Below are 24,284 nucleotides of genomic sequence, written 5' to 3'. Positions count from 1 at the left end.
CGCTAAAAAAATCAACCCCATTTTCTAAAAAAATTGCTCCGTGAAAAAATCATGAAAAAAATGGGCTTTTTTTCCAAAAATCCATTTGAATCTCCCAGTATAATTTGGTATAATAACCGCAAAGCACACAATTCTTTTAGAATTTAACACAAGCCTTGCTTTGCCCTTTACAGAGATCAGAGATCATAAACAGACTTCAGGAGGGGATTTTTTGAATAAAAAGAGCGGCGCCAATACCGCGGCGGTCATTGAAATAGGAAGCAACACCGTGCGTATGCGGGTTTCTCAGCTGACAAAGGGGGAGCTTTCTACCCTGGATTCACTGGAATATCCGGTAAGGCTGGGTTACGATGTATTTGAAACGGGAAATATCAGCTTTGAAAGCCTGCGGGAGCTCTCAGCCATTCTGGGAAAATACACCTCTGCTCTGCTAAGCTACCATATTCAAAAGCCCAGGGTTATCTCCTGTACGGCCCTGCGGGACGCACAAAACCGCTCGCTTGCGGTAGACCAACTTCGAGTGCGCAACGCCCTTACTGTGACAGTTTTGGAGGACAGCCAGGAAAAGGCCTATCTCTATTCCGAAATTGCCACAAAGCTGAAAGAAGCGGAATTTTTGCGGCCCGGCAACTCGGTCATTGCCTATGTAGGCTCCGGCAGCATCGGCATTGCGGTATATGACGGTTCTAAAATCAGTTACTTTCAGAATATTTCCATCGGCGCCTTAAAGCTCCATGAAATCCTGCACAAAATGCGAAATTCCTCTCAGGATTTTCACACGGTAGTGGAAGAGTATTTGAATACGATCTTGAACCGTATCGCCGTTTCTGAGTTTTCCATTCGAAATTTGATCCTTACCGGTTCCCAGATCGATCTGGTGGCAAAGCTTTGCGGCGCAAAATACGCAAAAAACGTATTGCAGTTCGGCACAAAACGGCTTTCCGAGCTGTATGACACTCTGAAAACCTTAACGCCTGAAGGGATCGCGCTTCGATACGGAATGAAAGAAAGTGACGCAGCCATTCTTTACACAGCGCTTTCCATCTATCAGGCAATGCTCCGTTTTTGTCCTGATGCGGAAACTATCTGTGCCCCTACCGCCGATATTTCTGAGGCGGTGATCCGGTGCATGCTTTCTCCAAAAGCCGATGGTGAACGCACCGTATATTTCCGAAAAAGCGCCGTAGCCTGCGCGAAAACCATTGCCCGGCAGTTTGGATGCGATCTTTCCCATTCTCAGTATATTCGCGACTGCTCCTGCCTGATTTTCGACAAGTTAAAGCATATTCACGGCCTGGATTCCTCAAAACGTCTGATTTTAGAGCTTGCCTCCATTCTGCACAGCTGCGGCAGCTTTGTCAGTGTACGCCAGCATAACAGATGTACCTTTGATCTGATCCGCGGAATGGATCTTTTCGGGCTGAGCAGGGCCGAGGTTTTGGAGGTCGCCTTTATAAGCGGCAGTATTTCTACAAATCTCGCTACAGAAAGCGATCCGGATTTTTCCAGGCTCAGCAACGAGGAAAAGCTGATTATCTCAAAACTGGCCGCCATGTTCCGAATGGCAAACGCTTTGGATAAATCCCATCGGGGAAAACTGCGGGGGCTGAAGATCTCCATGGAGGAGGATCGGGTTTTGTTTAAGGCCGCCGTGTCCTCGGATATCATGCTGGAACAGTGGGCTTTTTCCGAATCCGCCCAATTTTTCAAGGACGTATTCGGGATCTCCCCTGAGCTTTCCGTAAAATTTGAATTGCTGTAAGAGGTGGTTTTATGGCTGATAAGAAAATACCCTATTATAACAGAGAACTGAGCTGGATGGATTTCAACGCCCGTGTGCTGGAGGAAGCCACCAAAAAAGAGAATCCCCTGATGGAACGCCTGCGGTTTCTGGCGATCACCGGTTCGAATCTGGACGAGTTTTTCATGGTGCGCATTGCCGGGGTAAAAGCCCAGGTAAGCTCCGGCTATAAACAGAAAAACAGCTTTGATCTTACGCCTGAAGAACTGCTTCCAGAGCTGGAAGAGAAAACTCATAAGTTTATGGAAAAGCAGTATTCCTGCCTGCACCGCTCGATCCTGCCCGCGTTGCAGCAGCAGGGAGTTCGCTTTTTGAGCTGTGAGGAAATGAGCGAAGAGCAGCTTCAATATCTTTCTGAGTATTTCAAGCGGGTGCTGTTTCCCGTTCTCACTCCGCTGGCGGTAGACGGTAGCCGCCCCTTCCCCCTTCTTGCCAATAAGTCCTTAAATATCGCCGTCTTTCTGAAAAGCAAGGAGGGAGAAAAATGCTTTGCTATTGTTCAGGTCCCCTCGATCCTTCCCCGTTTCCTGGAGCTTCCCTCCGATGATGGAAGGGCATTTACGCTTTTGGAAGACGTGATCATTTATAAGCTCAACGAGCTGTTTGAGCTGCATGAGATCAAGGCCGCCTGCCCCTTCCGCATTACGCGGGACTCCGATTTGGAGATCGATGAGGAAGCGGAGGATTTCATGAGCGAGGTCAAGAAATCGATCAAGCGCAGAAAGCGCGGCAGGCCCGTCCGCCTGGAGCTGCTGCAGAAGTGCGAGAAAAGCCTTCGCAGCTTTCTCACGGAAATGCTCAAAATCAAAAAGAATGAGATCTACCAGCTGCCCGGCCCGCTGGATCTAACCTTCTTCTCGAAGTTTGCCGGTGTATCCGGTTTTGAAGCTATGTGCTTCAAGCCCATTCGGCCTGTTGCCCCCGCAGATTTTTGGGGATATGACGATCTTTTTGAAGCCATTCGGGAAAAGGACAGAATGGTGCATCACCCATATGAAAGCTTTGATTGCGTGGTTCGATTTGTTGAGCAGGCGGCGCAGGACGAAAATGTGCTTGCCATCAAACAGACCCTTTACCGGGTCAGCGGCAATTCTCCCATTGTAGCGGCGCTGATCAAGGCAGCGGAAAACGGGAAACAGGTCACTGTTCTGGTAGAGCTGAAGGCCCGCTTTGATGAAGAAAACAACATCAACTGGGCCACAAAGCTGGAAAAGGCGGGCTGCCATGTGATCTACGGTCTTCACGGCCTGAAAACTCACTGTAAGATCGCCCTTGTAGTGCGCCAGGAAGATGACGGCATTCGGCGCTATCTGCACCTGGGAACCGGTAATTATAATGATTCTACAGCAAAAATATACACAGACCTGGGACTGTTCACCTGTAACAGCCAATACGGAGCGGATGCCTCTTCCCTGTTCAATGTGATCACAGGCTATTCCCGCCCGCCGGAGTACAGGCATTTTGTGGTGGCGCCTCACGGCATGAGGAATTTCTTTCTTCGCATGATCAAGGCGGAAACCGTCAATGCCCGGCAGGGGCTTCCCTGCGGCATTACCGCCAAGGTAAATTCCCTGGTGGATCCCGAGATCATCGGGCTGCTGTACGAGGCCTCTCAGGCCGGTGTACCGATCCGTTTGGTGGTGCGGGGCATCTGCTGCCTGATCCCGGGGCTGGAGGGGATCAGCGAAAACATCAGCGTGATTAGCATTGTCGGGCAGCTTTTGGAGCATAGCCGCATTTTCCGGTTTGAAAACGCCGGGTTCCCAAAAATTTATCTGGGCAGCGCGGACTGGATGCCCAGAAATCTGGACCGCCGGATCGAACTGGTATTCCCGGTAGAGGACGAGGACCTAAAGCAGCGGGCTTTTGAAATTCTTGATACCTTCTTACAGGACAACACCAACGCCCGGGTCATGGGCTCCAACACCAGCTACCACCATGTCAACCGCCGGGGCAAGCCGGCCTTCAGCAGCCAGCTTACCTTTTATAAGCAGGCGCAGGAGCGTTTATCTCAGCTTCAGCCGGCTCTGGCCGACAGTCCCTTGATCCCCATTCATTCCGGTGAAGAAACAGGCATCTGAAAAAGCGGCCTGTTCCGCGATATATCATTTTATTTCTGGAAGGAGAAATTTCATGAAAAGAGTAGGTATTCTGACCAGCGGCGGAGATTGCCAGGGCTTGAACGCCGCCATTCGCGGCGTTGCGAAAGGTCTCTATGAAGAATTCGGCGACAATGTAGAAATCTACGGGATCAAAGACGGCTATAAGGGCCTGATTTTCGGCGAGTACAAGCTGATGAAGGAATCTGATTTTTCCGGGATCCTCACTCTGGGCGGCACTCTGCTGGGAACCTCCCGGCAGCCCTTTAAGACCATGCGTGTGATCGATGAAACCAGCGTGGACAAGGTAAAATCCATGAAGGACAACTACAAGAAGATGAAGCTGGACTGCCTGGTGATCCTGGGCGGCAACGGCACACAAAAAACAGCCAATCTTCTTCGGGAGGAAGGCCTGAATGTGATCCATCTTCCCAAAACTATCGATAACGATATCTGGGGTACGGACATCACCTTCGGCTTCCACAGCGCTGTGGAGATCGCCACCAATGTGATCGACTGTATCCACACTACCGCCACCTCCCACGGAAGGATCTTTATTGTAGAGGTGATGGGACATAAGGTGGGCTGGCTTACCCTGTCCGCCGGTATTGCTGGCGGCGCCGATGTGATCCTGCTGCCGGAGATCCCCTATGATATCAACAAGATTGCCAAAACCTTGAATAATCGCATTGAGAAGGGCAAGAAATTCTCCATTCTGGCCGTGGCCGAGGGCGCTATTTCCAAGGAAGAAGCCGCCCTTTCCAAGAAAGAGTTCAAAAAAGCCCGGGCTGATTTCAAGCACCCCTCTATTGTTTATCGGATCGCCGAGGAGCTTCAGGAGAAAATCGACAATGAGATCCGCGTTTGCGTTCCCGGCCATTTCCAGCGCGGCGGCAGCCCCTGCGCGTATGATCGTGTGCTGTGCACCCGGCTGGGCGCTACAGCGGCGCGCTTTATTAAAGAAAAACGCTTTGGCGTAATGGTGGGTATGGTGAATGGAAACACGGTTCCTGTTCCCCTTCAGGACGTGGCCGGAAAGCTGAAGGCTGTTCCTGTGGATTGCAGTGAGATCCAGGCCGCCCGTCAGATCGGTATCAGCTTTGGCGATTAAAGGACAGTTTCCCATTAAATCACACTATATTTAGCAAAGGAATATTACTATGAAATTCTCAGTAAGCTTGTACAGCTTTTTTAAATCTATCCGCAGCGGCGCGCTGACCCCCATGCAGTGCATCGCCAAGGCGAAGGAGCTTGGCTTTGACGCCGTTGAGATCGTGGATTTTGTCAATGTGGACTGCACGCCGGAGGAAATGCCTCAGCGGGCGGCGGAAATTCGGGCCGAAGCCGATAAGCATGGCCTTGCGATCTCTTCTGTGGCCATCGGCGCCGATTTCTTAAACGGCAGCGACGGCGACACGGCGAAAGAAGTGACAAGGATCAAATCCTATGTGGATTTTACCGCCGCGCTAGGCGCGTCTAGAATGCGTCACGATGTTACCTCCGGCTTTTCCCCAAAAGACGCCGCCTGCCGCGGCAGTTATGACAGCGCCATTCCCCTTTTGGTGGAACCCATTCGCCAGGTGGCCGAATACGCCGCCTCCAAGGGCGTGATGACCATGACGGAGAACCATGGCTTTTTCTCTCAGGATTCCGACCGTGTGGAAAAGCTATACAATGCTGTAAACCACCCGAATTTCGCCCTGCTCTGCGATATGGGAAATTTCATGTGCGCTGACGAGGATCCTTCTTTAGCGGTAGCCAGAGTAGCTCCCTATACCAAGTATGTCCATGCCAAGGATTTCGTATGGAAGAGCTTTTACGATGCCGATCCCGGCGAGGGCGCTTTCCAGACAAGGGCGGGGAATTATCTTCGCGGCACCATCATCGGCCATGGCAATGTGCCGGTAAAGCAGTGCCTGCGCACCTTAAAGGCTGCCGGATATGACGATACCATCGCCATTGAGTTTGAAGGCATGGAGGATCCTATCGACGCTTTGCGCATTGGCCTTGCCAATTTGAAGCGCTACTGGGAAGAGGTATAAATTTATGCTGCGTTTTGGTACAGTAGGCTCCGGGTGGATCACAGACGAATACATACACGGCGCGAAAGACAGCGGCTTATGGGAGCTTTCCGCCGTATACTCCCGTTCCCGGGAGCGCGGAGAAGAATATGCCGCAAAACACGGCGCGAAATCTGTTTTTACCGATTTGGAGGAATTTGCCTCCTCCCCCGACCTGGACGCTGTATATGTGGCAAGTCCCAACGCCTTTCATTACAGCCAATGCAAGCTGCTTTTGGAGCATGGAAAGCATGTGATCTGCGAAAAGCCGCTGTGTGCTCAGGCATACAAGGTTTGCGAACTGCAAGACATTGCCGAAGAGCGGGGCCTGATCTTTCTGGAGGCTATCATGTATCTCCACCTTCCCCAGAGAAAGATCCTTGAGGAAGCCTTGAGCAGGATCGGCCGGATCACCATGGTCAAGCTGGATTTCTGCCAGCGCTCCTCCAAGCTGGATTCTTACCTTGCCGGGGACCTGCCCAATATTTTCAACCCCCAGCTGGAAACCGGCGCTTTGATGGACCTGGGTGTTTACTGCGTCTACCCTGCCCTGGCCTTATTCGGAAAACCGGAAAGCGTTCATGCCGATTCGGTTTCCACCACCAGCGGCCTGGACGGCGGCGGAATTCTTACCCTGCGCTACCCTGACAAGCTGGTGACGCTCACCTATTCCAAAATGGGACAGGCCGGGGCGAACAGCGATTTTCAGGGAACGGACGGAACCGTCAGTGTAGAATCCATTTCCCGCTTGGCAGGGATCAGCCTGCGGTACAAGGACGGCTCCACGGAGCAGCTGCACGGCGTCAACGACGAAAAATATCAGCTGATGGGCTGGGAAGCGAAGGACTTCTACCGCTATATCATAGAGCCGGAGGCCTCACGGGAAGAATATCTGCGCTGCGCCGCCTTGAGCTTGGAGGTTTCTGAATTTATGGAAGCTGCCAGAAAACAGCTGGAAATCAGCTTTCCCAGCGACATGAGAAAGTAAAATCTTTGCAATTTAATAAGGAATTTGCCGATAGCAAATCTGTAGGGGATCTCTGAAAGTCCATGTTATGCCGGTGAGGTAAAACCGTGTCCGTTCGGGAGGATTTTTGGAGGTTCCCTATCCTCAAATCAGGCAAAAACGGAAGAAATCCCAAGGTACGTGGAACACAAGTATTTGTTGAAACTTCAGTATAAAGATGGTACGATAAAAGAAGAAGTGATTTCTCTGTATTCAGAGGAAAAGTGATCAAAAGACACAACTGGAAATACGTCTCACCGTGAGACGTATTTCCACACATAAAAAGGCAGGCAGGAAATACCAGCACTATTTCCTGCCCGTTCCTTTTGAAAGTGCTCTTCCTTATCCCCCAGCAACTACCCCAAAGGTGATTTTATGAAACGCTTACTTTCCATTCTGCTTGCGTTTTCTCTGTTGGCAGCACAAGCTATTCCTGCATTTGCGGAGAATAACCTATCTCAGAACGAAAGCAGGAAAAATCTTGACCCTTCTGCAACCTATATGAAACAGCAGCGGGAACCGAAAGCTATGCCTTCCATTGGCTCGGTAAGGCTTCCTGTTATTCTGGTGGATTTTGATGGATATCGGATAGAGGACGAAAAGGGCTTCCTGGAAAAGTGCGAGGAATACTTTAACGCGGAATATGACCCTGCGTTGGCAAAGGAATCTCCCTTTGCTCAGGCTGTTCGGGGCGCTTATCAAAAGCTGTCTTATGGTAGATTGGACCTTACCGGGGATATCCTTCCAATCTATCATTCAGAATACCCTGCTAATCACTTTAAGAGCCGGTCAGACGGCACTAATTTAGTAGTCGAAATCCTAAAAAGTTATGTAGAAACAGGTGTTTTGAAAAAAGAAGATTACGACAGTGACCAAGATGGTTTGGTAGATGGTGTAATCGTCAGATTTTATGTGACTTCGGAACTGACGCCGGAGGGAACATCGGTAAACCAAGGTGGTGTTTTCGGAAACCATGTATCAAGTATAGGTCGTTTAGAAGGCTTTTCGTCATGTTCTACCACGGTTATGTTTGAAAAAGACCCTTGGAGTCAGGAAGCAGTGGATATTTGGGGGGCAGAAGAGCGAAGGACAGAATGCCATGAAATTGGTCATATGATGGGGCTGCCTGACCATTACCCAACATCAAGCTATACATGGATCGATTACAGCTTGTCGGAATATATGGGTGGTGGTGACTGCTATCTGAACATCTATGATAAAGTGCTTTTAGGGTGGGTAGATCCTGTTATTCTAACAAATGAAAATGAAGTAACCGAGATGGAATTGTATGCAGCGGAAGATTATTCAGGAATGGAACAAACCAAGGCGGTTGTTCTGATTCCTGATCCCCTAATGTTTCCTTTTGATGAATATTATATTGTCGAATACAGAAATGGGTCTCAAAAATCAATTTATACATCTTCTTTTTATAGTGAGCTCATGTATAACAATTCCGGAATTGTGATCTGGCACTGTAATACTGCCAATGGCGGTCCATACACGGTCTATAAAGATGAAACAAGATACGTTTACCCCGTGTATAAAAGTGGGCGGACAAGGCCTGAAAAATATGAATGTTTCAATTACGATTCTTCAGATCTTTACACTGTTGGCGATATCTTTTCTTCAGATAGTACCCCGGTAAACAGCGACTTTTACGATGATATCTACACAGGTGCGTATTTGAAGGTAGAAAGCATCACGCCGGAAAAGGCTGTGATAAAGGCAGGATTTCGTGATCCGGATATTGTTCCTATTCCGGAATTGGAGATCGTACAAAGCCACACAGCGATTCGGAAGGGGACTTCCTTGGAAGTTGCAATTACAGCTAAATGTAACGGTGAAATTATTCCTGGCTCACCTGACAGTATGCGGAATTTCGTTATAAGCCATAATAATGTGCCGAAAATAATTGCAAACGGAACCTTTAATGAATCATTTTTAAGACTAAAGGGAATGCGCAGAACTTCAGAATCCCTTTTTCTAATAATTCCTGGAAGGGCTTATAGCGATTCTTTAACCGGAGACGGAACCTTCCGCTATATCATTCCAAACGGCGTGATATCCTATCATAACATGTACTCCCGTGAGGTGGTTTCAGATATCATCTATGTAGACAACACTCCGCCGGAGATAGAACTGCAAAGCTCTTCTCCACAAATCATAGAATGTGGAGAATCCTATACCGAGCTCGGAGCAGTAGTAACAGACAACTTAGACCCGGATATCAAAGCGGGAAAGCTGGACGGCAAGCTTGAAATAGACGCTTCCCAGGTAAACACAGCAAAGTGCGGAACGTATACCGTAACCTACACCGCCACCGATCATGCAGGCAATGAAACCACCGTGGAGCGGGAAGTTATTGTGCAGGACACCATAGCGCCGACTGCTACTGTAAGCTATTCCACTACCCAGCCCACCAACGGCGATGTAGTAGCTGCCATTACCCCCTCAGAATCAGTGACAGTGACAAACACTGAGAACGGCAGTTTAAGCTATACCTTCACCGAAAACGGCAGCTTCACCTTTGAATTTGAAGACGAAGCTGGAAACAAGGGCACAGCTGTTGCCACGGTAAGCAATATTGATAAATCCCTGCCTACAGGAACTATGAGCTATGATATCACCGACCCAACCAATCAAGATGTTACCGCTACTTTGACCGTTCCCTCCGGAACAACGATCCTCAATAATGGCGGCAGCAATACCCATGTGTTTGCAGAGAACGGAAGCTTTGAATTCGAGATTCAAAACGCCGCCGGAACAAAAGGCACAGTAGCCGCCTCTGTTACCTGGATCGATAAAGAAGCGCCCACCGCCACCATAACGTATTCCCCCCACAAGCTGACGAACCAGGACGTGATTGCTGCCATTACTCCATCAGAAGAAGTAACGGTAACAAGTGACGGAGGCCTGAGCCACACCTTCCCAGAAAACGGCAGCTTCACCTTCAAGTTTGAAGATGAAGCAGGAAATAAGGGGTCAGCTATCGCCACGGTGGACTGGATCGATAAAGAGCCGCCGGTGATCACCCTGCTGGGAGAGAACCCTCTTACAATTAAGCTGGGGGAAGTATACGAAGAGCCGGGCGCGGAAGTGGCAGATAACCAGGATACGGAGATACAAAGCAAGCTGGAGATCGACGCCTCTAAATTAGATACTGAAACGGCTGGAACCTACACAGTGAGATACAACGCCACTGACAAAGCGGGAAACCTTACGGAGATAACCCGCAGGGTAAGAGTAATTGATCCCAATGTGTCTGCACCGATTCCTCCACCTCCTATACCTTCCGATCTGCCCTTTACCGATGTTACAAAAGGAACCTGGTACTATGAACCAGTAAGTTTTACCTATTCGCATAAGCTGTTCGCGGGAGTATCAGAAACAGAGTTTGCCCCCCATATACCCATGACCCGGGCAATGCTGGCCTCAGTTCTGTACCGCCTGGAAGAGGAGCCGGAGGTTTCCAAACTCTCAGCCTTCGAGGACGTATCGGCCGGAAGGTATTATTCCGAAGCCATCGCCTGGGCGGCGGAGCAGGGAATTGTGGTCGGGTACAGCGAAACCCTGTTCGGCCCGGACGATCCCGTTACCAGAGAGCAGCTGGTCAGCATGCTGTACCGCTATGCGGGAAGCCCGAAAACTACCGGAAATCTGGAAGCCTTCACAGACAGCAAAAAAGCCAGCAAGTACGCAAAACCGGCCCTTTGCTGGGCAGTGGAAACCGGGATTCTCTCCGGGAAGGGAAACGGAATTCTCGATCCCCAAGGGAAAGCCACAAGGGCCGAGGCGGCGTCCATGCTGACACGGTATTGTGGGCTGTAAAAAAAGCTACTAAAGAACGTAAGGCAGACCTGAAATCTCTGGTTCAGGTCTGCCTTTTTCATATTTGAAATGGCGGGGTAAGTGTGAAAATGGGAGGGGTAAATTGTAGTTTAACAAACTAGCCGTTAGTTGTTAGTCGTTAGAAAAGAGCAAGTCCGCACTTTTGGTCATTCTGAGGAACGAAGTGACGAAGAATCTCGCTCTTAATTCCCAGAGAAAAGACAAAAGGACGAGATTCTTCACTTCGTTCAGAATGACAGGAAGAAGGCAGGCGGATAACCAGTAAATTATAGTTTATATGGCACCCCTTGGCTTTCTCGCCTGTCGGCTCGGTCGGGTCAGAGCGGTCTCCACTGGAGACCTTCCCCCCACCGGGATGCGCTCACCCCTGAAAGGGGTGCTGGTCTCCGGTGGAGACCGTCCAGCACCGACCGAAGCGACAGCGTAGAAAGCTGTCACGGCGGCAAAGCCGTGACTGAGGGGTTCCGTGCTGGAAGGCTATAAAAATCAGGTTCTATATGGATTTTTAGCGAGCTGGAACCTCTCCACTGCCTATCGGCGGTCCCAGAAGATTGCAAAGCAACCTTCTTCCCCTATTCAGGGGAGGCAAGGGGTAGTGCTATTCGTTAGTCAGCTAAATTCCAATTTAGCGAACTTTGCCTTTCCTAATTGCTCATTCCTAATTGTTTTCCGCCTCTTCCATCAACCACTCACAGTTAGAAGCCCAGCTCTTCACGATATGACAATATACTCTCGCAGCTTTTTAAATTTCTTTTCTCCGATCCCTTTTACCGCCATAATATCTTCAATTTCGGAAAAGGCGCCCTGCTCCTCCCGGTACTGAACGATACGTTCCGCCAATTTTGGGCCGATGCCAGGCAGCGTTTCCAGCTCTGACTGGCTCGCCGTATTGATATTGATCTTCTTTTCCGCAGAAGCCCCTTGGCTTTCCGGCTCCTGTAAATTCGAGGCATGGGATTCTTCCCGGATATCCAGCGCTTCCCGAAGGATATCTTTCACAGCACCGGCCATCACTTCTTCCGCTGAGGAAGAAGCAGGTTCTGATGCCGTCTGCAAAGAGTCCGACGGCTCAGAGACGACATAGAGATTCACCGGTTGAACCAGGCGAAATTTTACCAAGACCATGACGACCGCAATGAAAAGGAAAAAAAGAATCGTCAGGCCGATATAGGCGGTCTGCTTTTCCGGTTTTTTCTCTTTTTTCTCCGGCATGAGCAGTCTCCCCTTTTCTCCGTGCTGGATCTGCTTCTATATCCTGCGAAGCTTTTGCAAAAACTCTGTAAAATAGGCGGGCAGCGGCGCTTCAAATTCCAGATATTCTTCGCTGCGCGGGTGCACAAAACCAATACGGCCCGCATGCAGGCACTGCCCGTGCAGAGAGGCGATCACCTTTTTAGGCCCATACACCGGATCCCCAGCCACAGGGTGCCCCAAAGCGGCCATATGCACCCGTATCTGATGGGTACGCCCTGTTTCCAGACGGAGCCGAAGCTGTGTAAAGCCTTCATACCGATCCGTCACTTCAAAATGCGTTACCGCGTTCCGAGCCGATGGGGAGCTTGGCAAAACCGCCATCTTTTTTCGTTCCACGGGGTGGCGGCCAATAGGAAGGTCTACTGTGCCCCGCTCCTGCTTTACAGCGCCGTATACGACAGCGCTGTACTCCCTGGTAAAGGAATGGGCCTGGATCTGCCGGGCCAGGCCCACATGGGAAAAATCATTTTTTGCCACGATCAAAAGGCCGCTGGTGTCCTTATCGATACGGTGAACGATGCCGGGCCGTGCCACACCGTTAATGCCGGAAAGAGAATCGCCGCAGTGAAACAGCAGCGCATTTACCAGCGTTCCTTCCTGATTACCCGGGGCGGGGTGAACTACCATGCCCTTCGGCTTATTGACCACCAGCAGGTCTTCGTCCTCATAGACGATCTCAAGGGGGATCTGTTCCGGTTTTACATCGGGCTGTGTCGGCTCGGGAAGCGTTACGATAACCTCATCGCCGGAGGACAGCTTTGCGCTTTTGGTAAGCGGCTTTCCTCCGCAGGTCACACAGCCTGCCTGAATTAAATTTTGAATAGAAGAACGCGTCATTCCCTCCAGCTGCTCTGCCAGCCACTTATCAAGCCGAAGGCCCGCGTTTTCTACCGTAAGGCAAAGCACTTCCCCGCTCATTCCGCATGCTCCGAAGAAACTTTTGCTTCCTCCTGCATTTTCTTCTCCCGCAGGGAGATCAAAAGCACATGAATGACAAACAACACCGCGCCTACCGTAACGCAGCAATCGGCAAAATTAAAAATATAGTCAAAGAAAAGCACGTGGATATAATCTACCACAAAGCCGTAAAGGATCCGATCCAGCAGGTTTCCTATCCCGCCCGCTATCAAAAGCGCGCAGGAAGCATAGCTGAAAAAGGTGTGCTTCTGATAGCGAAACAGCAGCACCAAAATCACCGCTACGGCAATTACAGTGATCAGAATGACCAGCCACATCATGTTCTTAAACAGGCCAAATGCCGCACCTGTATTTTCCACATAGGAAAGCTCCAAAAGCCCATCGATCAAGGATATCGGCTTCATGGGCTTCAAATACCGCAGAACACAGCGTTTTGCGACAATATCTACCGCAAGCAGCAGGCCTGCGGCGATCAGCAGAGCTACTGCACGTAAAAAATGAGAAATATTTTTTCTTTCTTCCAAAGAACAGCCACCCTTTTTTGTTATTTGATTCGTTTTATACGCTAATACTCTAGCACAAGTATCCTATGAAAAAGGGCGCAAATCCTGCAAAATTTGCGCCCGCAAAATCACTTTTTACGCTTTTTCTTCCCCAGGTCTACATCGTCCCCGAATTCCAAATGGCTGAAATGGCTTTCCTTTTCATGCTTCAGCGTTTCAGGGATATTGCTGTAGGTTTTCAGGTCGATCCCCACATCGGAAAGGTCATCGTCCAGAAACTCTTCCTCTTCCTCGGGAGTAAACCGCTGATCTACCGTATAATCTACCCGGTCATGAAGAGTAGGGCGGCTGGTCTCCTCTTTACGGTTTACCGGCGCAGGCTGGGGCTTTCGCTGCGGGGGCTGCTTTACGGAAGCCTCCTGTTCCGCAGGTGCTGGCTGCCGAACGGGCTCCTGCTGCGGACGAGGGGCCTCTTTCGGGATCTGAACCACCTTTTCAGGCTGCGGGGCCGCCTGCTCTGCCACAGGAGTCAGCGCCTGAACCGGTTCTTCCTTTACAGGTTCTCTGTATTCCTCCGAAACAGCGGATACTTCTTCCTCTTCTGCTTTTTCCTTTTGCCGGAAATTCGGAATGTGATTGATACATTCCAGATGCTTTTTATACATTTCCAACAGAGACGCACGGAAGGCGGAAACCTGCCGTTTCATTTCTTCCAGCTCTTCCTTCTTCTCCTCTGTCTGGAGCATGTACTGCCTGGTGGCCTTCTCCGCCTCAGACTTTGCGTCTTCCGTAATTTTTCTGGCGGTATCCTGGGCGTCCTGCAAAATAACGGCGGCCTTATCCTTTGCCTCCTGTACAGAATCCTTTGCCAGTCTTTGCGCGCTGAGCAGCACATCCTTGATCCCATCTTCATCTTCTCGGTAAGATTCCACCTTTTTGGCAAGAATAGCCAGCTTTTCCTGGATCTCGGCATTTTTCGCGGAAAGCTCAGAATTTTGTACAGTAAGCTCCTGCGCGTGCTTTAAGGCGTTATTCCGCTCTGCCTCCAGCTGCTGAAAGGAAGCGGCGACCTCGTCGATAAAGTTGTCCACGTCCTCCGGCTTATAGCCTGAAAAGCCTGCCTTTCCGAAACTTACCTCATTGATCTCTTTTACGGTCAACATTTGGAAGAATCCCCCTTATTTATATTTCCTGCACTGTACGGACAGCCGCCCCTTACCGGTCAAAGGGCCCAAACGATCTATGATAAACCTTCCGTGTTTCCGAACCGACAGTGAGTCCCCTTCCTTCAACTGCTCAGAAACGGAAAGTGCTTCTTTATGGTTACGGGCCACCATTCCGGCTGTGATCAGTCCAGCGGCTTTTTCTCTGCTGACGCGGCACACAAAAGCAACCAGGCAATCCAATCTTTGTGACGCCACTACGCCAGAAAGCGTTTCAAATTCCTTCCGACCGGGAAGCTCGCCTTCCACTCCGGAAAGCACCCGGACGCCAACACGTCCGATTTTTTTCAAATTTTGAAGGAAATAAGCCTCCATTTCCCTGCGAATAAATGCCACACAGCGCCCCTGACCCACAAGGATATCCCCGATCACGTCTCTTTCGACCCCTAAAGCCATAAAGGAACCCAGAAAATCGCGGTGAGAAAGAGCGTCGGCTTCCCGGAACAGGAAGGTCAGGGGAGCAAGCGGGAAAAGCTCTGCCTGCGGCTCCAGATAATCCGGAAACAGACCTAAGAGCCTGCGCTCCGCCTCTTCATGGCCGCCCCAGAAAAGCCAATTTTCCATACGGCTTCTTTTTAAAGCTTCCTCACAGACGGCGATCTCCCCTTCTCCCAAAAATCCCAAAAAGCAGGGGCGTTTTTGAGAAAGGGAAATGCAGTCCTGAAGCTTTGCCAGCAGCAGCGCGTCACTTTCCTTCTGCATCGCTTAGAAATAGATCCCGCTGCTTTCCAGCTCGTCCAGAACGTCGTCTCCCATCACGTCCACATTATAAGGGGTAACGATCACGATATTGGCAGCGATGGGCTTCAGCTTTCCGTTATTGGCGTAAGCTACGCCGCTTAAAAAATCCACAATACGCCTGGAGGCTTCCTTGTCTGTTTTTTCCAGATTCAGCACCACCGTGTGGCGCTTGAGAAGCTCATCGGCAATATTGCGCGCTTCCTCTCCGAAAGAAGTGGGCTTAAATACTACCATTTGAAGCTGAGATTTTGCGCTGAAATTTACCACCTTGTTTTCACGGGGATCTGTACGGGTGGAAAAGGCAGCATAGGAAGAACGCCTGGACTCGCTGTAATCGCCATAGTCCTCGTCTTCCTGTTCCTCCTCATCATAATACTCTTCATACTCATCGTCCGGCGGCCTGATCAGCCTTTGAAATTTATCCCGAAGGTTTGCCATTTCACTATTCACCATCCCTATTGCTCATTCTATCCTTCAGCCTCTCTTTCCAAACAGCGCTGAGCCGACCCGCACCATCGTGGCGCCGCACTCGATCGCCGCCGGAAAATCTGAAGACATTCCCATGGACAGACAATCCATAAATACATTATCCAATTTTTTGGCCGCTATGTCAACATAATATTGTCTCATGGAAGAAAAATACTGAAAAAGGCGGCTGGGATCTCCACAATCCGGCGGGATTGCCATCAGCCCGTGCACGGTAATTCCGGGCAATTCCCGAACCTGATCTACAAGTTCCGGCAAAGCCTCTGGAAAAATACCGCCTTTGCTCTCTTCCCTTCCGATGTTAACTTCGATCAATACGTTCATATGGGTATTTTCCCGCACGCATAGCCGGGAAATTTCCGAAGCCAGCTTCAGGCTGTCTACCGATTGAATACAACTGACCTTGCGCAAAAGGTATTTTATCTTGTTGGTTTGCAGCCTGCCGATAAATTGCAGATCACAGGAAAGGGTGCGCAGCTCCTCATATTTTTCCAAAAATTCCTGTACTCTGTTTTCTCCAATACAGATGATCCCTTGTGCCACGGCATGCCGGATCACCTCCGGCGGGACTGTTTTTGTGGCGGCAAGCAGGGTGATCTCCTGTGGAGAGCGGCCCGCCTTTTCCGCCGCCTTATAGATTTTTTCCGTTACCAGCTTATAATTTTCGTCAAAGTCTTTCAGGCGATCACTGTACCGGCTTTCCATCATATAAATCTGTTCCCTCCACTACAACGTTATCGTAAAGCTGAATGGTGGATTCTGTGACCAGGGCCTCTCTCTCCTCATCGCTCAGCTCCGTTTTGCAGATCGCGTAACCGTTTACTGTTTTATCCGTAAAAATCTGTACAAACTCCAGCTGCCGCCCGTTTTGAACATATACGCCCTTCACATTTTCCTTGACCTTTTCCACCGTATTTCCGTTTTCATCCGTTTCGGTATACGTTACATCGGAAAACCGCAAAGCCCGTTCACTGACCAGCACGCCGGAATACGTATGAACATTGATCTGCACAGTTTCATTGCGCACGGAAGCAATATCGGAATCCATATACGAGCACTCAAAAACCACGGCGGTGTCCCCTGTTTCACTGTCTCTGTTTTTGGCGATCACCACCGCCGGAATGGTCTCCGTGCTGGCCAAAGGAATATCCAAGGATACTTCCTCCACATCTTCAAACCGCCAGATGGCGCTGTCGGAAAATACACAGACAAGATACCAGCTGAAATCCGAACATATTTTTCCTACAGAAGAGCCCAGACCCGTTCCCCGCTCTCTTCCCAGCAGGTCCCGCACGGTATTGGGAGAAATTTCCCGTATTTTTGAAACGTCTACCACATTCTCAAAGCCGTCCGTACTGCTGATAAAATATCCTGCGCCAGGAGACCGGATACTGTCGATTGCTTCCCCAGCGGCGGAGGAGATCTGATTTTTCTCCGCTTCCAGCTCCTGAATCCGCAGCTGATAGTCTTCCGCGCTTTCCTCTCCGGTAATGAGCTGTTTCCGGTTCAATACAGTCTGCAAATTTTCCTTCAGCTCTGAGATCTCGGAAAAATTATGATTTCGGGTCTCAGAAAAAATACTGCCGATGGCGGAATAGATCTGCGTGCTGATCATGGAAGGATTGGCGGCAAAAAAATCCGCCGGCTTGGAAAGAAGCTGCAAATTCGCAATCTCCCGGTCGATCCGGTCGATCTTATTCTGTGCCGCGGCATCGTTTTCACTGGTAAAAATATCGGCGATCACCCCGCCCTGGGATACCCGGGTACCGTCCGCTACCCGGTAGGTCAAAACACCGTTATAGGAATCGGTGATAACTTTTTCGTCCCGAATGGCAAAGCCCCTGGCCTGCAGGGTATCGGAAACCGTTCCGTACATGGCGGTTTCCGTAACGATGCCCTTGTGGTTGGTAAGATATACCTGATAGCCCACATAGATCAGCAGCAAAAAGGTAAGCACCGCCGCGGCAAGGGTCTGCACTTTTTTACTGTTCATAAAGCGGCTCCTCCTTTTCTGAATTTCTCCACCAGACGGATCCCTTCCCGTAAAAGCTCTTCCGGGCCCGCAAAATCGTCCTGACAAAGAAACAGAATCTCCGGCTCCCGGCGAAACCAGGTGATCTGCCGTTTGGCATATCTCCGGCTTTCCCGCTTCATATTTTCCACCGCCTCCGAAAGAGGCATCTTGTGTTCAAAGTAAGGAAACAGTTCCTTATAACCAATAGCCTGTGCCGCTGTTGGCAAAGCGAGCTGACCGGCGCAAAATCGATAAAAGCCTTCCGCCTCCGCCAAAAGTCCTTTTTCCAGCATTTCGTCTACTCGCTTGTCGATTCTGGCGTACAGCTTTTCCCGGTCGCGAAAGGAAACGCACAGCATCAGGGAGCGATAAGGCGAAACGACACTTTGGGAACGCTCTGCCTGCCGGGAAAAGGGCTCTCCCGCAAGCTTACAATATTCCAGCGCCCGGATCACACGCTTTACATTGTGGGGGTGGATCTCTTCGGCGGAGATAGGATCCAGCTCCTGCAATTCCCGATAAAGCGGCTCGATCCCTTCCTGCTCCGCGCGAAGAAACAGCTTCTGCCGCAGGCTTTCGTCCCGGCAATTCTCTTCAAAGGAAAATCCCCTCAGTAGACTTCTGGCATAAAGGCCGGTTCCTCCTACAAGGATCGGCAGGTTTCCTCTGCCGCTGATCTCGCGGATCGTCTTTGCCGCCAAGTTCACATAATCGGAAACACTAAAGGCAGCTTCCCATTCCAAAAAGGAAACCAGATGGTGGGGCGCCAGCGCCAGCTCTTCAGGCGTGGGCTGGGCCGTGCCAATGGGAAGCCCGCGATAAACCTGCATGGAATCACAGGAAACGATCTCTCCGTTAAATTTTTGGGCAAGCCCTATGCCAAAGGACGTTTTTCCGGCAGCGGTCGGACCCACTACTGCTATCACAGAAATTTTGTTTTCCATGGCGGGTTTCACACCCTCCTAACTTCTGCCGAATTGGCGCTCGATTTCCCGGCGCTTCAAAAGAATATAAACAGGCCGCCCATGAGGGCAATAGCGCACCTGCGGATTTTTCTCCAGCTCTTCCGCCAGAGAGATCAGCTCTTCTCTGGTGGTGGTGTCTCCCGCCTTCATGGCGGCTCGGCAGGCAACGTTGTGATACACCCAATCCATGTGCTCTGTGGTAAAGTCTTTTTTGGAGGAGGCCAGATAACCGGCGATCTCCATGATGGAGGCCGCGGCGTCACTGCCATCTAAAAGCAAGGGCACAGACCGGATCAATACCGTTCCCCTGCCAAAATCCTCCACTTCAAAGCCGGCGCTCAAAAGCTCTTCCTGCCGGGCCAGCACCGCGGAATACTCTTCCTTATCGAGCGTTACGGGTACAGGCTCCAATAGCGCCTGTGCCTCTCCGCTCTGTCCCTGCTGCTTCAGTTTTTCGTAAAGCAAACGCTCGTGAGCGGCGTGTTTATCGATAAACATCAGTTCTTCCCTGCTGTACTCCACAAGAATATAGGTGCCGAAAGCCTCCCCTAAAATTCGGGAATGAAATTCGCCCAGCAGCTGCTTCGGTGCTTCCTGCGGTACAGCCGACTTTTCCTTCAGACTGGGCAAAGCCTCCTCCACCGATTCTGAGAAAGATGGTTCTTTTTGGGAAGCAGACAGTAAAATGGAGCTTTCCTCAACCGGCGTGAAAGCAGCTTTCTCCGGTTCCGGCTCAAGAACGCGCTGTGCAAAGGAGTGAAAAGTATCTCTTCCCTGCACGCTGTCCCGCAGTACCGCTGCTTCCCGCATCTTTGGCGGTGCGTTCGTCGGAGTCTGAGGCGCCTCTCCGGGAACCGGCAGCTTCATTTGCTCCTGCCTTTCCAAGACAGGGGCGTAGGGCTGTACGCCGGAACTTTTCAGTTCCATAACCTTCGGCGCGTCCTCCGTGTTTAAGGCAGACTTGACGGCGTGATAGACTGCGTCGAAGATCGGCCGTTCATTGACAAAGCGCACCTCCAGCTTCGCCGGGTGAACATTGACGTCTACAGCTCCAAAGGACAAGGAAAGGTGCAGCACGCAGGCGGGAAACTTTCCCACCATGATCGAGCCCTTACAGGCCTCCTCCAGGGCAGCCATGGCTGTACGGCTGCGGATATAGCGGCCATTGATAAAGAAATTCTGCATGGAGCGGTTGGGTCTGCTTCCGGAAGGCTTGCTGATATATCCTGTGACCTTTACGCGCTCGTATTCATAGTCCACCGGGATCAGAGTGGATAGAAATTCTTTCCCGTAAACGCCGTAAATCGCGGAAGAAAGCTTGTTGTCGCCCGGCGTACGCAGTTCCTCTTTTCCATCCCGGATAAACCGAAAGGAAATTTCCGGGTGGGAAAGGGCCAGCTTATCCATGACGCCTGCCACGGAATTGCCCTCTGTAGCATCCTTTTTCAAAAACTTCATGCGGGCGGGCGTGTTATAAAAGAGATCCCGAATCAAGATCGTGGTACCCTCCGGGCACCCGGCCTCTTCCATCAGGGGCTCTTCCTCCCCGCCGCACATATAGCGAACCCCGGTCTCCGCCTCCGCCGTCTTGGTGAGAAGCTCTACATGGGACACCGCGGAAATAGAGGCAAGTGCCTCTCCCCGGAAGCCTAGGGTCATAATGGAATCCAGATCGTCCTGCCGGGTGATCTTGCTGGTGGCATGGCGCAAAAAAGCCGTGGGTACGTCCTCCAGAGAAATGCCGCAGCCGTTATCTGTGACACGCATGAAGGTGATGCCGCCCCTGCGGATCTCAACGGTGATCACACTGGCGCCCGCGTCCATAGAATTCTCCACCAGCTCCTTGATAACAGAGGAAGGGCGCTCTACCACTTCTCCCGCCGCGATCAGCTCGGCGATCTGTTTTTCCAGCACTCGTATTTTTGGCATCAGGAACCCCCTTTCCAGAGCATTTTCTATGTTAACTCTACTTTTCGTTTTTTTCAGCCAGAAGGATCGACTGCCGCAGGTATCCCTGGTTTTCCTTAAAAAATCCAGAAAAGGTATAACCGCCCTTTTGATACACCTTATGAAAAGCGCTCCAAACCCCAAGGCAGGTAAACTCCATCAGCAGCCACCGGAAAAGCCTTGCCGGAAAGCCGTTTCTGAACCTGCTTAAAGTATAGGACTGAAAAATAGCATGAGGAACCTCATCCTGCAGCATCTGCCCGCAAATGCTTTTCAGCGCCTTGGAATCTGTACAGCGTTCTAACGCGCTGTAGTAGGTAAGCGCTATCATTTCAGCGGTGACCAGTACAATCACCTCACACCGCAGACCGCCTAAGCGGCGCAGACGCCGAAACACACGATCCAGAAAAGAGTGTGGCAGCTCTGCAATTTTATGATAAGCCATATATTGCTTTAAGTAAGAAGAATGCCAATTCTCCTCCCGAATAAACAAATCCATGGCCTTCTCGTAATCGGGCAGATCGTGCTTTTTACAAAAAGAGGATACCGCAGTTCTCAAAAATCTGCCGTCGGAGCCTTCTCCCTTTTGGAACGCGCGGATCGAGGGAAAAATCAATGCCCGCGCCTGTGCGCTCAGTTCCTTTTCCTCTGAGAAATCTATCTTCAGTCTTTCCTGGTCGTTCCGGGTAAAATGAGAAAGCCAATCCCGGTAGGAAAACCTGCACAGATCAGAGCTTAAGAGATCCACCATTATCTCCGTCCCCCTACTTCAGCATATTGTGAAGCTCAAACAATGCGTTCATACACTCAATAGGCGTAAGGGTATTCACGTCCAAAGCACGAAGCTTCTGCAAAACCTCGCTGTCTACGGAATTCATGGTAAGCTGTATCGGTTCCTCGGCAAATCGTTCCGCTGTGCCGGAAGGCCTTCTTGCACCGTCTTCGGCTTCCAGGTCGGACAGAACCTGCTTTGCCCGCTTGATCACCTTATCCGGCACACCGGCCAGCTTCGCCACCTCAATGCCGAAGCTGTCGTCCGCGCCGCCGCGCACGATCCTGCGCAAAAAGGTGATATCGTCCCCCTTCTTTTTTACGGCAATGTTAAAATTCTTAACGCCCGGTAAAAGAGCCTCCATCTCTGTCAGCTCATGGTAATGGGTGGCGAACAGTGTTTTTGCCCCTACCAGTTTTTTATCATGAACATACTCCAAAACCGCCCTGGCGATACTCATGCCGTCAAAGGTGGAGGTGCCCCGGCCGATCTCATCAAAAATGATCAGGCTGTTTGCCGTAGCGTGCTTCAGGATATCAGCTACCTCCGCCATTTCGATCATAAAGGTCGACTGTCCCGCTGAGAGGTCGTCGGAAGCGCCTACGCGGGTAAAAATATGATCCACAATGCCGATCTCAGCAACCGCCGCCGGCACAAAGCACCCGATCTGAGCCATGATAGTGATGATGGCGATCTGCCGCATATAGGTGGATTTTCCCGCCATATTGGGGCCGGTAATGATCGCCACACGGTTGTCGTTCATATCCATATCCACATCATTCGGCACAAAGGGCGCGTCACGAAGCAGGGCCTCTACTACAGGGTGGCGGCTGTCCTTCAAATAGAGCTTTCCGCTGAGATTGATAACCGGGCGGGTATAATCGTTTTTCACGGAAACCGTGGCAAAGGAAGCCAAAACGTCCAAGGCCGCCACCGCCTTTGCGGCAGCCTGTACTCTGGAAAGCTGTGCCGCCACATGACGGCGGAGCTCTTCAAACAGACGGCTCTCCAGCGCCACAGACTTATCGTGCGCCCCCAAAATGCGGTTTTCCAGGTCCTTGAGCTCCTGTGTAATATAACGCTCGCCGTTTGTCAGAGTCTGCTTGCGGATATAATCCTCAGGCACCTGGTTTTTATAGCTGTTGGATACCTCTATGTAATAGCCAAACACGCGGTTATAGCCTGTTTTCAGCTTTGGAATTCCGGTGCGCTCCCGTTCCCTGGCCTCCACAGCGGCTACCAGCTCCGTACCGCCGTTCATATCGCGGCGGATATCGTCCAGCTCCTGATGATATCCCTCCCGAATGATACCGCCCTCCCGAATGGTGAAGGGGGGCTCGTCTACAATGGATTCGTCAATAAGCTGTGCCACGTCCTCCAGGCTGTCGATCTCCTGATCGAGATTTTGTAAGAGCGTGGCTTCACATTGGCTTAAAATTTTCTTCAGGCCAGGCAGCTTTTTCAGCGCCGCGCAAAGGGAGCGAAGCTCCCTGCCGTTTGCGGAGCCGTATACGATCCTTGTCATGATCCTTTCTAAATCATAGATCCCGGTCAGCTGCTCGGAAAGCTCGTCCAAGATCTGAGGCGACTCGAAGAGCTCTTCCACAGCGTTTTGCCGCAAGGTAATTTTTGCGGGGCTCAAAAGAGGCTGCTCCAGCCAAGCCTTGATCAGGCGCTTTCCCATGGCCGTTTTGGTTTTGTCCAGCACCCACAAAAGGGAGCCGCGCTTTTCTTTATTGCGCATGGTTTCCGTCAGCTCCAGGTTGCGCCTGGCGGTGATATCCAATCCCATGGCGGCGGAATCCAGATCCAACTCTACCTCGCTGAGCCGTTCCAGGCCGTTGATTTGCGTTTGCGCCAAATATCCCAACAGAGCGTTCAGGGAAAACACGGTCAAGGGCTTGTCCGATAACAGCAGCTCCGCCATGCTTCGATTCCCGAATTGCCGGGAAACCTTTTCCTCCGCGGCAGGAAGATCCCGGTACAGGGAAAGCTCCATACATTCCACAGAAGCGTGCAGCCTGTCCCGAATGAAATCCCGCAGCTCTGTGAGATCGGCCGCCTGGGGATCCAACAAAATCTCGCTGGGCCGGTAGCGGGCAAGCCGGTTTAACAGCAGATGAGACAGCGCTGAAGCGTCGGAAGCAGTGATCTGGTCAGCGTAAAGCTCCCCGGTGGAAACATCAGCAAAGCAGAGCCCGATCCCCCCTTCCCGATAGCAGAGCGAACAGATGTAATTGTTCTTCGTTTCGTCCAGCATACTGTTTTCCAGCACGGTGCCGGGCGTGATCACGCGGATCACATCGCGTTTGACCAGGCCCTTGACCAGCTTCGGGTCCTCCATCTGCTCGCAGATGGCTACCTTATAGCCCTTTTCCACCAGCCTGGCAATATAGGATTCCGCACTGTGAAAGGGCACGCCGCACATGGGCGCGCGTTCCTCCTGGCCGCACTCCCGTCCGGTCAGAGTAAGCTCCAGCTCCTGGGAAACCGTTTTGGCGTCGTTAAAGAACATTTCATAAAAATCTCCAAGGCGAAAGAAGAGTATCGTATTCGGATACTTTTCCTTCATCTCGAAATATTGCTTCATCATGGGAGAAAAATCCGCCATGGCTTTCCCAGGCCCCTTCCCTTTCCGATTTCCCG

At 51.0% G+C, this 24,284-nt stretch carries 18 protein-coding genes; 6 read left to right on the top strand and 12 right to left on the bottom strand.

What is annotated here, in order from left to right; genetic code table 11:
• Positions 1-211 precede the first annotated feature (211 nt).
• The 6 genes from U8T64_RS07600 to U8T64_RS07575 all read left to right on the top strand — a co-directional run bounded on the left by U8T64_RS07600 (position 212) and on the right by U8T64_RS07575 (position 10,794).
• Complete coding sequence (locus U8T64_RS07600) at positions 212-1,762, top strand: Ppx/GppA phosphatase family protein (protein WP_322182505.1); 1,551 nt, start codon at positions 212-214, stop codon at positions 1,760-1,762.
• An 11-nt stretch (positions 1,763-1,773) separates the two neighbouring features.
• Positions 1,774-3,882 carry an RNA degradosome polyphosphate kinase gene (locus tag U8T64_RS07595; protein WP_322182504.1) on the top strand — a complete coding sequence of 703 codons (2,109 nt, stop codon included), beginning with the start codon at positions 1,774-1,776 and terminating at the stop codon, positions 3,880-3,882.
• Positions 3,883-3,934: 52 nt separating this feature from the next.
• The gene (locus tag U8T64_RS07590; RefSeq protein ID WP_322182502.1) at positions 3,935-5,011 is read left to right on the top strand and encodes a 6-phosphofructokinase; all 1,077 of its coding nucleotides are present in this window, start codon (positions 3,935-3,937) and stop codon (positions 5,009-5,011) included.
• A 49-nt stretch (positions 5,012-5,060) separates the two neighbouring features.
• A complete protein-coding gene (locus U8T64_RS07585) occupies positions 5,061-5,942 on the top strand; it encodes a sugar phosphate isomerase/epimerase family protein (protein WP_322182500.1) in 882 nt (293 codons plus the stop codon).
• A 4-nt stretch (positions 5,943-5,946) separates the two neighbouring features.
• Complete coding sequence (locus tag U8T64_RS07580) at positions 5,947-6,948, top strand: Gfo/Idh/MocA family protein (protein ID WP_322182499.1); 1,002 nt, start codon at positions 5,947-5,949, stop codon at positions 6,946-6,948.
• Positions 6,949-7,341: 393 nt separating this feature from the next.
• Positions 7,342-10,794: an immunoglobulin-like domain-containing protein gene (locus U8T64_RS07575; RefSeq protein ID WP_322182497.1), complete on the top strand. Its 3,453-nt coding sequence runs from the start codon at positions 7,342-7,344 to the stop codon at positions 10,792-10,794.
• Between the two features lie 732 nt (positions 10,795-11,526).
• Here U8T64_RS07575 and U8T64_RS07570 read toward each other — a convergent pair.
• The 12 genes from U8T64_RS07570 to mutS form a co-directional block, all read right to left on the bottom strand.
• Complete coding sequence (locus U8T64_RS07570; protein ID WP_322182495.1) at positions 11,527-12,027, bottom strand: ComEA family DNA-binding protein; 501 nt, start codon at positions 12,025-12,027, stop codon at positions 11,527-11,529.
• Positions 12,028-12,063: 36 nt separating this feature from the next.
• On the bottom strand, positions 12,064-12,987 hold the full coding sequence (locus U8T64_RS07565) for an RluA family pseudouridine synthase (RefSeq protein ID WP_322182493.1): 924 nt from the start codon (positions 12,985-12,987) through the stop codon (positions 12,064-12,066).
• Positions 12,984-13,511, bottom strand: coding sequence for a signal peptidase II (lspA, locus tag U8T64_RS07560; protein ID WP_322182491.1), 528 nt, complete (start codon positions 13,509-13,511; stop codon positions 12,984-12,986). Before lspA ends, U8T64_RS07565 begins: the two co-directional genes overlap by 4 nt.
• Positions 13,512-13,618: 107 nt before the next feature.
• A complete protein-coding gene (locus U8T64_RS07555; protein WP_322182489.1) occupies positions 13,619-14,653 on the bottom strand; it encodes a DivIVA domain-containing protein in 1,035 nt (344 codons plus the stop codon).
• 15 nt (positions 14,654-14,668) lie between these two features.
• A complete protein-coding gene (locus U8T64_RS07550) occupies positions 14,669-15,415 on the bottom strand; it encodes a YlmH/Sll1252 family protein (protein ID WP_322182487.1) in 747 nt (248 codons plus the stop codon).
• Positions 15,416-15,418: 3 nt separating this feature from the next.
• On the bottom strand, positions 15,419-15,892 hold the full coding sequence (locus U8T64_RS07545; RefSeq protein WP_322182484.1) for a cell division protein SepF: 474 nt from the start codon (positions 15,890-15,892) through the stop codon (positions 15,419-15,421).
• A gap of 36 nt (positions 15,893-15,928) precedes the next feature.
• Positions 15,929-16,648, bottom strand: a complete 720-nt coding sequence (locus tag U8T64_RS07540) for a YggS family pyridoxal phosphate-dependent enzyme (protein WP_322182482.1) — start codon at positions 16,646-16,648, stop codon at positions 15,929-15,931.
• Positions 16,626-17,933 carry a biotin/lipoyl attachment domain-containing protein gene (locus U8T64_RS07535; RefSeq protein ID WP_322182480.1) on the bottom strand — a complete coding sequence of 436 codons (1,308 nt, stop codon included), beginning with the start codon at positions 17,931-17,933 and terminating at the stop codon, positions 16,626-16,628. The genes U8T64_RS07540 and U8T64_RS07535 overlap by 23 nt, the downstream gene beginning before the upstream one ends.
• A complete protein-coding gene (gene miaA / locus U8T64_RS07530; RefSeq protein ID WP_322182478.1) occupies positions 17,930-18,898 on the bottom strand; it encodes a tRNA (adenosine(37)-N6)-dimethylallyltransferase MiaA in 969 nt (322 codons plus the stop codon). The genes U8T64_RS07535 and miaA overlap by 4 nt, the downstream gene beginning before the upstream one ends.
• Before the next feature lie 18 nt (positions 18,899-18,916).
• Positions 18,917-20,848, bottom strand: a complete 1,932-nt coding sequence (gene mutL, locus U8T64_RS07525; protein WP_322182476.1) for a DNA mismatch repair endonuclease MutL — start codon at positions 20,846-20,848, stop codon at positions 18,917-18,919.
• Positions 20,849-20,885: 37 nt separating this feature from the next.
• Positions 20,886-21,617 carry a hypothetical protein gene (locus U8T64_RS07520; RefSeq protein WP_322182474.1) on the bottom strand — a complete coding sequence of 244 codons (732 nt, stop codon included), beginning with the start codon at positions 21,615-21,617 and terminating at the stop codon, positions 20,886-20,888.
• 13 nt (positions 21,618-21,630) lie between these two features.
• Complete coding sequence (gene mutS, locus U8T64_RS07515; protein WP_322182472.1) at positions 21,631-24,249, bottom strand: DNA mismatch repair protein MutS; 2,619 nt, start codon at positions 24,247-24,249, stop codon at positions 21,631-21,633.
• Between the last annotated feature and the right edge of the window lie 35 nt (positions 24,250-24,284).

It is taken from the genome of Neglectibacter caecimuris, assembly GCF_034335015.1.
Taxonomy (GTDB): Bacteria; Bacillota; Clostridia; order Oscillospirales; family Acutalibacteraceae; genus Acutalibacter; species Acutalibacter caecimuris_A.
The sequence above is the reverse complement of the archived record's forward strand: the minus strand, read 5'-3'. Positions and strand labels throughout refer to the sequence as shown.